Source organism: Pseudoalteromonas sp. SA25, assembly GCF_011378705.1.
In the GTDB taxonomy this organism is placed as follows: Bacteria; Pseudomonadota; Gammaproteobacteria; order Enterobacterales; family Alteromonadaceae; genus Pseudoalteromonas; species Pseudoalteromonas arctica.
This window is the reverse complement of the sequence record NZ_WTKV01000009.1, coordinates 149,697-165,841: the sequence shown is the minus strand read 5'-3', so window position 1 is coordinate 165,841 and position 16,145 is coordinate 149,697. Positions and strand designations below refer to the sequence as shown.

The following is a 16,145-nucleotide window of genomic DNA, read 5'->3' as shown; positions in this document are numbered from 1 at the left end:
CTTTTGGAATATTTTATTTATAAAAAAACCGGTGACGAATTTATAACCGATTACTAGAGATTATAGGATTATACCCATTTGTTAACAAGGAAAAAACAAATTGGATAAAAATAAAACAGTAGGGTGTCCAAAGTCTACTAAAAAGGGCAGTGCAAAAACTACTGTTTAATTGATATATACGTGGATGTAGCTATTTGAATCATAAAGTCGAAGCCATTTTCCTTTAATAATTGATACATCATTCAATCAAACAAGGTACTTAAAATAATCAGACTAATTCAAAGCAAAACTATATCACTTTCTAACCTTTCATCAATGTATGTGATACAGCAAAGATAAAAAAGTTCATAAATCGCTTGGTAATAATTATTTAATGCAATTAAATAATGTTACGCGCTTATCACATGCCTCATTAATGAGGTCATTAAATGCTAATTCAAGGATAAATTTTAAATATATGCACTTTTTAGTGATCTTTATTTAAGGAATAGTAATTATAAAGCGAGCACCGTGTTTTTCTTCAAGATCAAACATAACTCTTCCGCCAAGTGCTTGTGTTACTAGGTTGTAGACCAAGTGCATGCCTAAGCCGCTTGCGCCTTGTCCGCGCTTTGAAGTTACAAACGGGTCAAAAATTCTATTTTTAATGTTTTTATCAACGCCTTGACCATTGTCAGAATAAACTATTGTTAATTTTTTCCCTACCAGTTCTACGTCAAAGCGAATTTCATTATTTTCTTTACCTATAAATCCATGGATCACAGAGTTCATAAGCAACTGCTGAAACACTTGTTGCAGAGGTTCAGACTTACTATGAATAGCCAAGTCGGTCGGACAGTTAATAATAACGACAGGCTTTTTAGGCAGTAGTTCAGATTGAATCGATGTTAAAACATCACTTATTAATTTATGTACATTAATATAGGTATTAACACCGTCGTCTTGAATAACGGCCACTTTTTTAAAGTTAGATATCAGGTCTGCGGCACGATTTAGATTACGATAAATTAAGTCTAAGTTTTCAATACCTTCATCTATAAAGCGTTTTAGATGGCTTGAGGTAAGTTTTTTATCGTCAAAGCTTTGCTGTATATCTGCCAGTTTATCTCGAAGTAATGTAGAGCCTGTAATACCTAGCCCTATTGGTGTATTCACTTCATGGGCAACCCCAGCAACCATTTGCCCAAGCGATGCCATTTTTTCGTTTTCAACAATTTGCGTTTGGTACTGATGCATTCGCTCAAGGGTTGATAAAAGCTCTTGATTTGCTTCTCTGAGAGCGATTGTTCGCTGGTTTACTTTTTCTTCAAGGCTCTGGTTTAGTTGTTTTATTTCTTGTTTATCTTTTTCGTGGCGCTCAAGTTGCTTTTTGGTACGTGTAAGCATGATATTTAAACTATTTGAAAGAGCGGTTATTTCTTTTACATCGGTTATTGGCGCGCGTGCATCATAGTTATGATTTTTAGATACATCCTGCAATAGCATGCTTAACTGCTCTATTGGCTTGGCTATACGTCGTTGAACTTTTATAGCAATAAAGTAAACAACGATTAAAATTAATAGAGTTAATAGCACGTCTATTAATATTTTTCTCTCAATATAAGTCTCTAAACTTTCGAGGCTCCCTCGCATATATACATAACCTACCAACTTTTCGTTATCGTAAATAGGGCGGGTTAGTTCAATATGATCGCTCGTAATTCGTGGCGTTTTTAGCTCATCAACACTGTCTATTCTTAGTGGTACTGGAGGTGTTTTTTTTGCATTAAAGCTAATAAAAAAAACAGGTTTTTGAGATGCTTTTTCTATTGAATAAATATGTATGTTTTTTACAAGGGGGATATTTTCAAATGACTTGAGGCGTTTTTCTTCTGTTTTTCTATCATCTTCAACTACTGATTTACCAGCATCAAAAGCTACAATTTCAGAAAGTATGACGAGTTTATTAATGATTAATTGCTTTTGCTCTTTTACGCTTAAATAAGTAGATATCGAAATAGATAGCGACAAGCAAATAGCTGTAATAAGCATAATTAAATTTATGAGTGCTTTGCGAATGCTACTTTGATGAACTTTTTTAGGCATTATTTCGTTATCGCCTGAATTAATTTTGATTATTTAGAATTTTAGTTTAGCAAAGACGGGAGAAAATGAAGGAAAAAAGCTAAATTAATTCTTATATTTATGCGAAGGTTAGCTTGAGCGCGTTTGCACTCAAGCATTTTTAAAAATAATACTAGCTGCTATATACGGCAAACTTGTTATTTTTAAATACCGTTTGGTAGCTTTCAAATTGCGTTTCTAAAATAGGCGGGTATTTTAAAAAGCTGTTAGCAACAATATTCAGCTTTCCTACTTTAGTTAAATGCTGTTTTGCATTTGCTAAAAATGTTTCTGCTACTGTGTAGTCGGTTGCAATACCTGTATGAAAAGGTGGATTGCTAATAATTAAATCAAACTTACCGGTAATGCTTTTAAGGCCGTCACTTAATATCGCTTCGCCTTTGATGCTGTTAAGCTTTAGGGTCTGCTGTGTTGCGTAAGTTGCCAGTGCACTTACATCACTACACACAAACTCAAGTGCTGGATTATGCAGCCCTAAAAAGGTTGCTATTAAACCTGCACCACAACCAAAGTCGAGAACCCTACCTTGCTTAATTGTCGGTGCGTTTTCGAGTAGAACTTTCGTTCCCATATCTAAACTACCGTGATTAAACACCCCTGGGACACTAATAGCTGTAAACTCGGTGTCGGCAACATTAACAACAAACTTTTTATGGTAGGTCGTAATATCAAAGTCAGGATGCTGGGTAATCTCAGCAAATGAGTAAAGAACGCAGTGCTTAGCTGAATCAATTTTGTTACTAAACTCAGCTTTACCAGCTAATTGCTTTTCAATTGATTTAACACCACTTTTGTTTTCACCTACCACCAATAGTTCGGCATCGTCAGTAATAGCAGATCGAATATTATCAAGCGCCATTAATAACTCAGGTTTTGATTTAGGATAGTAAAGAATAACTAAATCGTAGCCGTTACCAGGTATTGTGTGATTTACACAAATCTCAACGTCTTTGGTGTTTTTAGCAAACTCACCGTTAGCATGGTTGTAGCTAAATGCAGTTACCTTGCTTTGCGGGTTAAGTTTTTTAAGCTCTGTTAAAAAGCCATCTTGAACAAAGTTGACCACCAAGATAGATTTGCCCGTTAGTGCCTCGCTATTACGAAGTAACAGTAAACTTGGGTTGGTTAGTACGCTCATAAATGGCTTTGCCTTACAGTATGTTTAGTTTTATCAAAAATAAAAGTGAGTGCTTAAAGTTACAAATTACTCAGTACGTTCAAACATTAAATCCCACACGCCATGACCTAGGCGATGTCCGCGCTGCTCAAACTTAGTAAGCGGGCGCAAATCTGGACGTGGAACATAATCGTTTGTTTCTGATTGGTTTTTAAAACCAGGAGCTACATTCATTACTTCGAGCATATGCTCTGCATAGTTTTCCCAATCTGTTGCCATATGAAAAACGCCACCCATTTTCAGTTGGGCTCTTAGTTTTTCAACAAACTCAGTTTGTACGATACGGCGTTTATGGTGACGCTTTTTATGCCAAGGATCAGGGAAAAACAACTGTAGTGTTGTTAAGCTTTCATTAGGTATACAGTCTGCAAGTACTTCAACTGCATCGTGTTCAAAAATACGTAAGTTAGTAATGCCTGCTTCATCGGCATCCATTAAACAAGCACCAACGCCTGGGCGGTGTACTTCAATACCAATAAAGTTTAGGTGAGGGGCATTTGTTGCCATTTCGACAAGCGATTTACCCATACCAAAACCAATTTCTACTACTACATCGTTGTTGTTGCCAAAAACTTCGCTTAAATCAAGCATACCGTTTTTATGCTCTAGGCCCATTGTTGGCCAGCATTTTTCGATTGCAGCGGCTTGGCCTTTGGTTAATCGACCTTCGCGTTTTACAAAACTGCGAATGGTGCGGATGTATTTACCTTCTTGCTTAGCTTGCTCAAGGTTAGTGTTGCTTGATTCACTCATATTATTGGCCTGACAAAAACAATGTGTTTAAAAATGGTTGCATATTATCCCTGACCGAGCCCGCAATCACAAGTATTAGCTGGTTTTACACGCCCTATAGCTTGATCTTTTTATTAACTACAATAGACTGAGCCGCCATTGAGCATCAGTAAAAGTACAATATGTTGGATTTAAATAAAGAACAGTCTAATTCGTTTTCTAATCAAGTCGTTGATTGGTATCACCTTCATGGGCGTAAAACACTTCCATGGCAGTTGGGTAAAACACCTTATAAAGTGTGGGTGTCTGAGGTGATGCTCCAGCAAACTCAAGTTATTACTGTTATCCCATATTTTGAAAAATTTATGCAAAGCTTTCCAGATATTATTGCTTTAGCCGATGCTGATGAAGATTTAGTACTGCATCACTGGACCGGTTTAGGGTATTACGCTCGTGCGCGTAACTTACATAAAACAGCTAAAATAGTGCGTGACAAATACCAAGGCGAATTTCCACAAACGCTTGATGAGGTAATGGATTTACCCGGAATAGGGCGCTCTACAGCGGGTGCTGTTTTGTCATTGTCGCTTGGACAGCATCATCCAATTTTAGATGGAAATGTTAAGCGAGTCTTAGCGCGCTACTTTATGATAGAAGGTTGGTACGGTGTTAAAAAAGTCGAAAACCAGCTTTGGCATTTATCAGAGCAATTAACACCTAAAAATAATGTCACCGAATTTAATCAAGCTATGATGGATTTAGGTGCGAGTGTTTGCTCACGCAGTCGTTTTGATTGTGAGGCTTGCCCATTAAATTCAGGTTGTGGTGCTTTTAATGCAGGTAAAGTAAAAGAGTTTCCACATTCTAAACCTAAAAAAGCAGTGCCGAAGAAGAGTTGTCATCAGTTAATTATTCAGTGCGGCGATAAAGTGCTTATGGAAAAACGCCCTAACAGCGGTATTTGGGGAGGACTATTTGGCTTTTTTGAATTTAATGAGTACGAGGAGCTTCAAATATTTTTAGCTCAGCAAGGATTAGAAGCCAACTTAGTAGAGCTTGAAGCGTTTATTCATGTGTTTTCACATTTTGAGCTGAAGATTAATCCGCATGTGCTCAATGTTAAGAACATTCCTGATGTAGTAAATGACAAACAATTAGTGTGGTATCCGCTTGATCAATCAATAGAGGTTGGCCTAGCAGCGCCAACTAAAAAGTTGGTTAAACAAATTACAGCAATAGTATAGAATAGCCCCATATTTAGCGTTAGAGAGAATCAATCATGGCACGTACAGTATTTTGTCAAAAGTTACAAAAAGAAGCCGAAGGGCTTGGCTTTCAGTTATACCCTGGTGAAGTTGGTGAAAAGATTTTTAATAACATCTCTAAAGAAGCGTGGGGTCAGTGGCAGCATAAGCAAACAATGCTTATCAACGAAAAGCATTTAAATATGATGGACCCAGAGCACCGCACATTTTTAGAAGAGCAAATGGTTGGCTTTTTGTTTGAAAACAAAGATGTGGAAATTGAAGGTTATCGACCGCCTGAAAAATAATATTTTGAACATAAAAAAAGGGCTAAATAGCCCTTTTTTTGTGTGCGATTATTTAATCACTTAACTCATCTTCTTGCTCAGAGATTTTAATTTGTTCTTTTAAAAATTGAGCTGCTTTAGAGTATTCAATTTCTAACTTATCTCTTAAGTCTATTAATTCATCGGTAGTGAGTTCACCTTTTTTACATTTATCTTCAAATGCACTTGAAAGTTCAGCCACCGTCTGGGCACCAATTGTTTTAGAGATCGATTTTAATTGATGACACCCTTCAATAATCTCATCTAAATCGTTAACCATAACGCCTGAATTAATTCCCTTAATTAGCCCTTGGCTTTGTTCTAAATACATTTTGAAAAAGCGTAACTGTTTAGCTTCGTCACCATTTACATATTTAGCAACTGCTTCCATATCAATAGGTAGCGCCATGGTTTGATGAATAACTACATTTGGGTTTTGGCTTTGCTTATCGCTCCAGCGTTTTAAAGTGTCCTCTAACGCGTTTAGCTCTATAGGTTTGGTAATGAAGTCGTTTATACCTACGGCTAAGCAACGCTCTTTTTCGCCTTTAAGTGCGTTTGCTGTTACAGCAATAATGTAAGGCTGTGCATCAATTGATTCTAATAGCTCTGCTTCGTTACGGATTTTTTCGACCATATCGTAACCCGACATTTTAGGCATGTGTAAGTCGGTTAAAATAAGTGAGTAATCACCTTTTCTCCACATATCTAAGCCTTCTTCACCGTTGTTTGCTATCTCAACGCCAAAACCTAGTATGTGTAATTGATCGGTCAGCACTTGTTGGTTTAGAAGGTTATCTTCAACAAGTAAAACCAATTTGTTTGATTTACGAGCTTGCTCAACATTTAAATAGTTATTAAGTGTTTTGGTTTTTTTAATTTGTTTAGGTGTATGCAAACCTGCAGCGACTAAAATAGACAGCATAAAGTTAGACTTACATAAAGGAGAGGCATTAATATAAAAAATATTATTATGATTTATAGCCGCTTCATCCAGCTTACTTAGTACAACAACTTGTTGGTTATAATCCTCTAATGAATAAAATAAGCGTCTTAGCAGCGCGTTTGTTTTATCCATATTGTCTATGCCATCAGCCACCCAAATAATATCTTGCGAATGTTGATGCTCTTCAATTTCTTCTTCTGTGTGTGCATAAACTATTTTAGCGCCCATAAACGATAAATAACGGTACATTGTTTTTTCACGTTCTAGGTGATTACTAACTACAACAATTTGCTTACCATTTAATGCACCTTTGTGTGCGTACTTAATTCTACCCGATGTGCTAAACGGCAGTTCAACAGTAAACTCACTGCCAATTCCTGTATGGCTAGTTACATGAATAGTACCTAGCATAAGCTCAGTTAAGCTTTTACAAATAGAAAGACCTAAACCTGTCCCTCCATATTCTCGGGTAATCGAATTTTCGGCTTGAATAAACGGATTAAATATTTCGCGTAGTTGTGCCTGCGACATGCCTTTACCGTTATCAGTTACGCAAAAGCGTAAGGTAAAGTGATCAGTCGTATTATGTACCACCTCTACTGATATTTTTACATGCCCTTGGGTTTTTTCATCAGTGCTCGTAAATTTAATTGCGTTGCTACATAGGTTATAAAGAACCTGACGTACACGTACGCTATCACCGGTAAGATTTATAGGAATATCTGGTGCTATTGCTAGCTCTAAATCAAGCTCACGTTTTTTAGCAACAGATGAGAGCACACGAGCAACTTCTTCAATAGTATCGGTTACCGAAAATGGGATCGGGTCAATATTTAGCTTTCCAGCCTCAATTTTAGAGAAATCTAAAATATCATCCAAAATGCTCAATAACGAAAATGCTGATTCACGAATAATCGTACTTAAACGATGCTGAGCGCCATCAAGTTCGGTCTGGCGCAGTAAATCAATAGTACCTATAACACCATTCATCGGTGTTCTTATTTCGTGACTCATCGTTGCTAAGAATGTTGTTTTAGTTTCGCTTGCTCGCTCTGCTTTTAATGTGGCTTGCTCAAGCGCTAAGGTACGATTTTGCACTTCGGCTTCTAGGCCATTTTGTAATTTATAAAGCTCTTTTTGTGCAGAGTCATTCTCGCTCATTGCAGTTTGTACTTTTTGTAGCAATAAGTTGATGTTTTTTGCTACTACACCTAAGCCAATATCAAGTTGCTCATCAACATTACTATTGTAATTAGCATCTTCAGTGATTGCCTGTAACTCTTGAGTAAGAGTGTCAGTACTTTTACGTAAGCGCGTATTAATGTACATATTAAACATTAAAGTAAGTATAAATAATGCAGCAACACTCGCTATCGCGATGATGTAAGCGATAACTTGAGAATCTTGAGCGCTTAAAGGCGTGGCTGGTATGTTTTGCTTAATAATAAGCTCGCCAATGGGTTGATCGTTTAACAATAGTAGGTGATGCAGAATACCTTCTTCTTTTAAGTGCTTTTCAGTTTTAACAGAAGCGATGGCTGGTTTACTGCTGCTATATACCAACTGAGTATCTGATGTAGCATTGAAGCGATATAGAGTATATTCAAAATCACCGTCTAATAAGGAGGTTAAATCAAGTAACTGTTTTACTTTACCTTGACCATACATAGTTAATGCATCAACCATAGGTAAGTCTAATCTATCGGCAAGCGTTACAATATTAATAGATGATACTGGTTGGGCTGTCTTAACTTCAGTTTGTGTATAAAATGAGTGGGCAACAATAGCGAGCGCTGTTACAGCAATATTAATGATTAAAAAAAGTGGCAGTAAGCCTTTAACTGGCGATGAGAATTTACTCTGCATTGATTGTTTCCAATTGATGTGTTTTTACTACGATAAGTCCCTATCGTACGTATCTAAGCTAATCGTAACATTTACAAAAAATAATTCACTACGGTTTTAGTCTGATTTAGTTATATTTATTTATAGTTATAGCCCGATTTGTGGTAAAAATGAACGTTATTAATAAAAAATGTACTGAGTTGTCTGAAAACCGTTCAAACAGTTATAAAGAAGAAAAAAAAAGTTGACTTGTAAGGGCAAAACTCGTTTAATACGCCGCACGCCCAGATAGCTCAGTCGCTAGAGATGAGTGGGAATTGCATTAAAAATCCTTTAAGATTTTTAATTAGCACTGTTTAAGTGCCTCGATAGCTCAGTTGGTAGAGCAGAGGATTGAAAATCCTCGTGTCCCTGGTTCGATTCCGGGTCGAGGCACCATTTATTAAAGTGGTGGTGTTTAATCAACAGTTTAAACATTATTACGCGTGCCTTAGCACACAGTTTTGTGTGCCGACTTAGCTCAGCTGGTAGAGCAACTGACTTGTAATCAGTAGGTCAACCGTTCGACTCGGTTAGTCGGCACCATTTATTTAAAGTAGTTTGAAAAGAAAGCTGTAATCAGTAGTCTGTTCAAATTACCCGTCGACTCGGTTAGTCGGCACCATTTATAAAGCTAAAAGTTAAATAATTATTTTACTTTTAGTTAGCACAGTTTATGTGCCTCGATAGCTCAGTCGGTAGAGCAGAGGATTGAAAATCCTCGTGTCCGTGGTTCGATTCCGCGTCGAGGCACCATTTACTTTAAGTTCTCAATCTTTAAAATTGAACGTGCCTTAGCACACAGTTTTGTGTGCCGACTTAGCTCANCGTGCCTTAGCACACAGTTTTGTGTGCCGACTTAGCTCAGCTGGTAGAGCAACTGACTTGTAATCAGTAGGTCAACCGTTCGACTCGGTTAGTCGGCACCATTTATTTAAAGTTAATTGTAAAGTATAACAATTAATTAGCACATTTTATGTGCCTCGATAGCTCAGTCGGTAGAGCAGAGGATTGAAAATCCTCGTGTCCGTGGTTCGATTCCGCGTCGAGGCACCATTTATTGAGAAGTCTTGCTTATGCAAGGTTTTTTTATTTTAAGTGCTTTATAAAAGTTCTCAATCTTTAAAATTGAACGTGCCTTAGCACACAGTTTTGTGTGCCGACTTAGCTCAGCTGGTAGAGCAACTGACTTGTAATCAGTAGGTCAACCGTTCGACTCGGTTAGTCGGCACCATTTATTCAAAAGCCTCGCTTATAGCGAGGCTTTTTTGTTTTCAACTTGAGAATTAAAAATACCTATAGTTAAGAGCAAAGCAACTGACTTGTAATCAGTAGTCTGTATAAGTTATCCGTTCGACTCGGTTAGTCGGCACCATTTATTTAAAAGCCTCGCTTATAGCGGGGCTTTTCTGTTTCTATATGTCTAATACCAATCCGCAATAATACTTAATTAATTTGAGTAATTAAATCTGCCGTTAACTGCGTTAAAAATTTCTGATATAAGACAAAAATAACGAAATTTTTGCCTTGTTATCGACACGATTTTCTTACCTCAAAATAGATCACTTAATTAAGCGAATTGGTATAATCTCTTAGACACACTACAAAAAGTTAATTTTTTATTATTAAAAATTGCTGATCATTTGCTCATTTTTACCGTATAACTGGCTATTATGTTAGTTCATCGCTAGCTATGTAATGTTATGTAAAGTAGGTTGAGCAAAAATTGCCAAAGTGCTTGAATTACGTTCATAAATAGCAGTAATTTAGGTTTAATTATGATTTGGCAATGCAAGCCAACCCTATTGGCAATTAGTGTGATGCTGCTTAGCGGCTGTGCGAGTGATTTTAACTCGTCGCAGCGCATGCAAGCGCCTAATAATATGCCACAGCAATGGCAGCAAGAAGCATCAAGCTCGGTATTAAAAGTACAAGAGCAATGGCTTACACAACTACAAAACCCTACGCTTAACAAATTTGTACAACAAGCACTTAAAAACAACCAACAGCTTTTACAAACTAGTTACGATGTAGAAATTCAAAAACAACAGCTTATAGTATCGGGTGCTGCGCTTTGGCCTAGCCTCGATTTATCAACGCGTACTAGCCGTAGTAAAGACAACCGCCCAGTGAGCTACGACAACGCAAGTTCAGTTAGTTTAAACTTAACTTACGAGGTTGATTTATGGGGTAAGCTTTCGGATTCAAAGCGCGAAGCTAATCTTAACTATTTAGCGCAACAGGCCCGGTTTGAGCAAGCTAAACAGCAACTCGTTGCTGATGTAGTAACTGGCTGGTTTGATGTTGTTACATCGCAACAATTACTCGATTTATTTAAACGTCGCGAAGCCAACGCACAGCAAAACCTAGATATTATCGAGTCTGGCTATCTCCAAGGTATAAACGAAGCACTCGATGTATATTTAGCCCGTAATGAGCTCAATACTGAACGCGCTCGCATTGCCACTCAAACGGCAAACCTATCGGCTTCAGCACGTGTACTTGAGCGTTTACTTGGTGAATACCCAAAAGGTGCCATTACTGCTAGTAGCGACTTACCCGTTATTAATACCGATATTCCACTAGGCTTACCTTCTGAACTTATAACACGTAAACCTACGCTGCGAGCAAGTTGGTATGATCTTTTAGCCACCGACGCTTCATTGGCGTATGCGCACAAACAACGCTTTCCAAGTTTAGATTTAACAGCTTCACTAAGTGATAGTACCGACAGAGTAAGCGACTTGTTTTCTCCATCAAGCCTTGCATGGTCGTTATTAGGTAGTATTTCAGCACCACTTTTTGAGGGCGGACGCTTAAAAGCGAATGAAGAAATAGCGCGCCTTAATACTCAAAAGCAAGAGCAACTTTATTTGCAAACGCTTTACGATGCATTTGGTGATGTAGAAAATGCGATTTCACAGCAGCAGTCTCTTAAATCACAATATAGCAGCACCCTTGAGGCGCAAGAAAACGCACTTGCAGCAGAGCAGTTGTCGTTTGAGCAATATCAAAGTGGCTTGGTAACTTACACTACGGTGCTTGACGCACAAGATAGGTCTTTCGATGCACAAAGCTCCTTAATCGACATTAAAAACCAATTAATAGCTAACAGAATTAACTTACACGTTGCCCTTGGTGGTGATTTTGCAAAGCCCTCAAGTGAACTAAAGAGCAATAATGATGAAAACTAAAACAGCAAAAATTATTATTCCAGCGGTGGTTATTATTGCCACTATTTTAATTGTTATGTTTATTAAAGGTAATCCGCCAGAGGCTAAACGCTTTGGCTCACCTCCTAAAGCATCAATAAGTGTGGCTGCGCTTGAGCTTAAACCACAAAATTACCAAGTGATGATTGATAGCTACGGTACGGTAAAACCACGTACACAAAGTTTATTAGTTGCTCAGGCATCTGGGCAAATAATTGAAGTAAGTGATGACTTTAGAGAAGGCGGCTTTTTTGAAAAGGGCGACGTACTTTTAAAGCTAGACGATAGAGATCATCAAGCTGAAGTTAAATCTGCTCAAGCCAATTTATTAACGGCAGAGCAAGGCTTATTAGAAGAAAAAGCGCGTGGACAACAAGCTATTACTGATTGGAAACGCCTTGGCGGCTCAAATCAGGCAAGCAGCTTGGTACTGCGTGAACCACAACTTGCAGCAGCCGAAGCAGAAGTTTTATCGGCGCAAGCAGTACTTGAAAAAGCCATGCTTGATTTAGAGCGCACTAAAGTAACCGCGCCATACGCCGGGCGTATACTCAGCCGTAGTGTTGATTTGGGGCAAGTTGTTACTAACAATACCCAGCTTGCCACTATTTACGCAATCGATAGCGTAGAGATTCGTTTACCGATTAAAAATAAAGATCTTCCGTTCGTAAATTTACCAGAGCAATATCGTGATGGCGCCAAAAATCAAGCAGGTTCAATTGTTAAATTTACCTCTGACTTAGTGGGTGAGCAAACGTGGCAAGGGCAGCTAGCGCGTACCGAAGGTGCTATAGATGAAGGTGCACAACAGCTTTACGTAGTTGCTAAAATTAACGACCCATATAAAGCAACGGCTAATAACCAGTACCCAATAAAAATAGGGCAATACATAAAGGCGCAAATTACCGGTAAAACAGTTCCTAACGCACTTATAATCCCTAACAGTACTATTTATCAAGGGACGTATGTTTATGTTGTTGAAGAGGGTGTACTCAAGCGTAAAGACATTACACTTGCTTGGCAAAATGCGACACAAGCGATGATAAAAACGGGATTAAATCCAAATGATAAACTGGTTATTACTCCACTAGGGCAAGTGAGTTCTGGAACTCAGGTAAGTATTTTAGGCGAACAAAGCACAGAGCAACCTAAAAGCCGAGGAGCTAATGGGCAAGGTAAAGGAAAGCGCCCGACGCCAGAGCAGCTTGAGCAAAAAGCAAAAGAGCAGGGTATTAGTGTTGAAGAGCTAAAAAAACGCCGCGCAGCAAAGCAAGGAGATAAGCCATGATCGCTTGGTTTGCCAAAAACCATGTTGCTGCTAACTTATTGCTAGTAACGCTGTTACTGTCGGGACTTTTTAGCTTATCAAGCAAAATACCGCTTGAGGTATTTCCTTCATTCGAAACTGACATGATAAGCGTAAATGTAAGTTTGCGTGGTTCAACACCAGAGGATGTAGAGCAAGGTGTAACTATACGAATAGAAGAAGCAGTACAAGATTTAGAGGGCATAAAGCAAATATTTAGTCGCTCTTCTGAAGGTTCTGGCTCTGTGACAATAGAAGTGGAAAGCGGTTACGACCCTCGTGAGCTTTTAGCTGATATAAAAAGTCGTGTAGACGCAATTAACACTTTTCCAGCCGATGCTGAAAAGCCGATAGTAGCGCTTGCTGAGCGAATTCGTGAAGTTATCGCGGTTACCGTATCGAGTGACTATGGCGAAAAAGAAACCCGCGAATACGCAGAAACAGTACGCGATCAAATCCTACGTTTACCTAATGTAACGCAGGTAGAGCTAAGTGGCGTTCGTGATTACGAAATAGCCATTGAAGTAAGTCAAGATATTCTTCGTCAGTACGATTTAAGCTTGGCACAAATATCGAGTGCTATTTCAAACTCAAGCTCAGATATTTCTGCTGGTAACTTAAAAACAGAAGGCGGGGACGTACTTATAAGCTCTAAAGGGCAAGCATATCGTAAAGATGAATTTGCCAGCATTGTTGTTAAAAACCAAGCCGATGGCACTATTATTCGCTTAGGTGATATAGCGACTATAAAAGACGATTTTGAAGAAACACCAGTACGTACTCGCTTTAATGGTAAGCAAGCTGCATTTATCGACGTATATCGAATTGGTCCACAAAGTGCGATTACAGTTGCTGACGATGTTAAAAACTACATAAAAGAGCAACAAAGTTCTCTCCCACAAGGGTTTGAATTAAGTTACTGGGATGATGATTCGGAGCTGGTTAAAAGTCGTATTTCGACCCTTACTACCAATGCTTTACAAGGCGGTATTTTAGTACTCGCTTTACTTACTTTGTTTTTACGCCCTGCAATTGCATTTTGGGTATTTATTGGTATTCCGGTTTCGTTTATGGGCGCGTTTATAGCTATGCCTATTTTTGGCGTAACCCTTAATATTATGAGCTTATTTGGCTTTATATTGGTACTGGGGATTGTTGTTGATGACGCCATAGTTACCGGCGAAAACGTTTACACCCACCTAAAAACGGCTAAGTCGGGCGAGCAAGCCGCAATTTTAGGTACTCAAGAAGTAGCAACACCAGTAACATTTGGTGTGTTAACTACCGTTGCTGCCTTTTTACCTTTGGCCTTTATTGAAGGGGCGCGTGGTGCCTTGTTTGCACAAATACCGGTAGTGGTTATTCCGGTATTATTGTTTTCATTGATTGAATCTAAATTTGTACTACCAGCACATTTAAAATATATAAAACTACGCCACGAAAAAGGCGAACCTTCAAAGTTTGATGTTATTCAACAGCGTTTTGCAGATGGATTTGAAAACGCGATTTTAAAATACTATCAACCCACTTTAAATTTAGCACTGCGCCATAAATTGGCTTCGGTAAGCTTGTTTATTGGTGTATTTGTTATAATTTTAACCATGATCACCAGCGGTTGGACTAAGTTTGTATTTTTCCCGCGCATACCAAGCGAAACAGTTCGCGTTAACTTAACACTACCAACAGGTACACCGTTTGAAGTAACTAATAAATACGTAATTGACATGTCGCAAAAGGCGCAGCAATTACAAGAAAAATACCGCGACCCAGATACTGGCGAAAGCGTTATTTTAAATATATTAGCCACAACAGGCGGGCGTGGTGGTGTATCTAATTCAGGCTCTGTACGCTTTGAAATAACACCGGCTGAAAAGCGTGAATCAGACATAGGATCACGAGAACTTGCCAGCGAATGGCGCGATTTAATTGGTGTCATACCAGGCGCCGAAAGTTTAACGTTTAGAGCCGAAATTGGCCGAAGTTCAGACCCCATTGATGTTCAGCTTAGTGGCACTTCGTTGACTATTTTACAAGACGTGGCTGATCACATTAAAACCCGTTTATCAACCTATCCAACGGTATTTGATATTGCCGATAGTATGTCCGACGGTAAAGAAGAGTTACAAATAGAGCTTACGCAACAAGGTTTAGCGCTGGGCTTAAATAGAGTCAATGTAGCTGGGCAAGTACGTAACTCGTTTTTTGGCTCGCAAGCACAACGTATTCAGCGAGGCAGAGACGATGTACGTGTAATGGTACGCTTACCTATAGATGAGCGCCGCTCTGTAGCTGACCTACAAAACATACTTATAAATACGCCTGATGGAGGCTCAGTGCCATTGTCGCATGTGGCAACACTTACTGCTGGGCAAAGTCCATCAACTATTAATCGAATAGACCGTTACCGCACATTAAACGTAACAGCCGATATCGAAAAAAATAATACCAACATGACCATACTGCAGGCTGACCTAACGGAGTATTTAGATGGGTTAATGCAGCAATATCCTGGAGTAGATTACAAACTAGAAGGTGAGGCTAAAGAGCAAAGAGAGTCGTTTGGTTCGTTGGCTTGGGCACTTGTGTTTGTATTTTTCATAATCTATGCGCTATTAGCAATACCGCTTAAATCTTACTTACAACCAATCATAGTAATGAGTGTAATCCCATTTGGCATGATAGGTGCTGTAGTAGGGCATTGGATTATGGGAATGGACTTAACTATTATGAGTTTACTCGGTATGCTTGCGCTAACCGGGGTGGTGGTAAATGATTCGCTTGTACTCGTTGATTTTATTAATAAAAAGCGCAGTGAAGGTGGTAAAGTTCTCGATGCTATAAAAATTGCAGGTGCATCGCGTTTTCGCCCTGTAATGCTAACTAGTTTAACGACCTTTATTGGCTTAATGCCATTACTATTTGAAAAAGCGACTCAGGCACAGTTTTTAATACCAATGGCGGTGAGCTTAGGGTTTGGGATTATTTTTGCTACCTTTATTACTTTATTGTTAGTACCAATAAACTACATGCTAATGGAGCGTTTTCAAGGTTGGTTTAAATAACTTCACTCTTAAATACGTGATTATTAAAGCTGTAGGTAAGTAATTACCTGCGGCTTTTTTTATAAGCTAAAAAGTAATATTAGACAATTGAAGATAAGTGAATAAAAAATTTAGATAAATATAAGAGTAAAC

General features: G+C 38.5%; 9 protein-coding genes and 6 tRNA genes. 11 read left to right on the top strand and 4 right to left on the bottom strand.

The window, feature by feature from the left end; all coding sequences use genetic code 11:
* Nucleotides 1-480: 480 nt before the first annotated feature.
* From GQR45_RS09800 to trmB, 3 genes are all read right to left on the bottom strand, one after another.
* Nucleotides 481-2,085: a HAMP domain-containing sensor histidine kinase gene (locus tag GQR45_RS09800; RefSeq protein WP_007582962.1), complete on the bottom strand. Its 1,605-nt coding sequence runs from the start codon at nucleotides 2,083-2,085 to the stop codon at nucleotides 481-483.
* 151 nt (nucleotides 2,086-2,236) lie between these two features.
* On the bottom strand, nucleotides 2,237-3,262 hold the full coding sequence (locus GQR45_RS09795; RefSeq protein WP_165722087.1) for a methyltransferase: 1,026 nt from the start codon (nucleotides 3,260-3,262) through the stop codon (nucleotides 2,237-2,239).
* Nucleotides 3,263-3,328: 66 nt separating this feature from the next.
* On the bottom strand, nucleotides 3,329-4,054 hold the full coding sequence (gene trmB, locus GQR45_RS09790) for a tRNA (guanosine(46)-N7)-methyltransferase TrmB (RefSeq protein ID WP_007582957.1): 726 nt from the start codon (nucleotides 4,052-4,054) through the stop codon (nucleotides 3,329-3,331).
* A 161-nt stretch (nucleotides 4,055-4,215) separates the two neighbouring features.
* Here trmB and mutY point away from each other — a divergent pair, with 161 nt between their 5' ends.
* On the top strand, nucleotides 4,216-5,277 hold the full coding sequence (mutY, locus tag GQR45_RS09785) for an A/G-specific adenine glycosylase (protein ID WP_024594521.1): 1,062 nt from the start codon (nucleotides 4,216-4,218) through the stop codon (nucleotides 5,275-5,277).
* A gap of 35 nt (nucleotides 5,278-5,312) precedes the next feature.
* Entirely contained in the window at nucleotides 5,313-5,585 is a 273-nt protein-coding gene (locus tag GQR45_RS09780) for an oxidative damage protection protein (RefSeq protein ID WP_007582954.1), read from the top strand.
* A 52-nt stretch (nucleotides 5,586-5,637) separates the two neighbouring features.
* Here the strand turns inward: GQR45_RS09780 and GQR45_RS09775 are convergent, their stop codons facing one another.
* Nucleotides 5,638-8,415, bottom strand: a complete 2,778-nt coding sequence (locus GQR45_RS09775; protein WP_165725778.1) for an ATP-binding protein — start codon at nucleotides 8,413-8,415, stop codon at nucleotides 5,638-5,640.
* Nucleotides 8,416-8,756: 341 nt separating this feature from the next.
* Here GQR45_RS09775 and GQR45_RS09770 point away from each other — a divergent pair.
* The 9 genes from GQR45_RS09770 (at nucleotide 8,757) to GQR45_RS09730 (ending at nucleotide 16,013) form a co-directional block, all read left to right on the top strand.
* Nucleotides 8,757-8,832 (top strand) — tRNA-Phe (locus GQR45_RS09770).
* A gap of 71 nt (nucleotides 8,833-8,903) precedes the next feature.
* Nucleotides 8,904-8,979, top strand: a tRNA-Thr gene (locus GQR45_RS09765).
* 134 nt (nucleotides 8,980-9,113) lie between these two features.
* Nucleotides 9,114-9,189, top strand: a tRNA-Phe gene (locus GQR45_RS09760).
* Nucleotides 9,190-9,286: 97 nt separating this feature from the next.
* Nucleotides 9,287-9,362 (top strand) — tRNA-Thr (locus GQR45_RS09755).
* Nucleotides 9,363-9,413: 51 nt separating this feature from the next.
* Nucleotides 9,414-9,489 (top strand) — tRNA-Phe (locus GQR45_RS09750).
* A 102-nt stretch (nucleotides 9,490-9,591) separates the two neighbouring features.
* Nucleotides 9,592-9,667 (top strand) — tRNA-Thr (locus GQR45_RS09745).
* 544 nt (nucleotides 9,668-10,211) lie between these two features.
* The gene (locus GQR45_RS09740) at nucleotides 10,212-11,627 is read left to right on the top strand and encodes a TolC family protein (protein ID WP_165725777.1); all 1,416 of its coding nucleotides are present in this window, start codon (nucleotides 10,212-10,214) and stop codon (nucleotides 11,625-11,627) included.
* The gene (locus tag GQR45_RS09735) at nucleotides 11,617-12,933 is read left to right on the top strand and encodes an efflux RND transporter periplasmic adaptor subunit (protein WP_010554901.1); all 1,317 of its coding nucleotides are present in this window, start codon (nucleotides 11,617-11,619) and stop codon (nucleotides 12,931-12,933) included. The genes GQR45_RS09740 and GQR45_RS09735 overlap by 11 nt, the downstream gene beginning before the upstream one ends.
* Complete coding sequence (locus GQR45_RS09730; RefSeq protein ID WP_024589701.1) at nucleotides 12,930-16,013, top strand: efflux RND transporter permease subunit; 3,084 nt, start codon at nucleotides 12,930-12,932, stop codon at nucleotides 16,011-16,013. Before GQR45_RS09735 ends, GQR45_RS09730 begins: the two co-directional genes overlap by 4 nt.
* The last annotated feature ends 132 nt before the right edge of the window (nucleotides 16,014-16,145 follow it).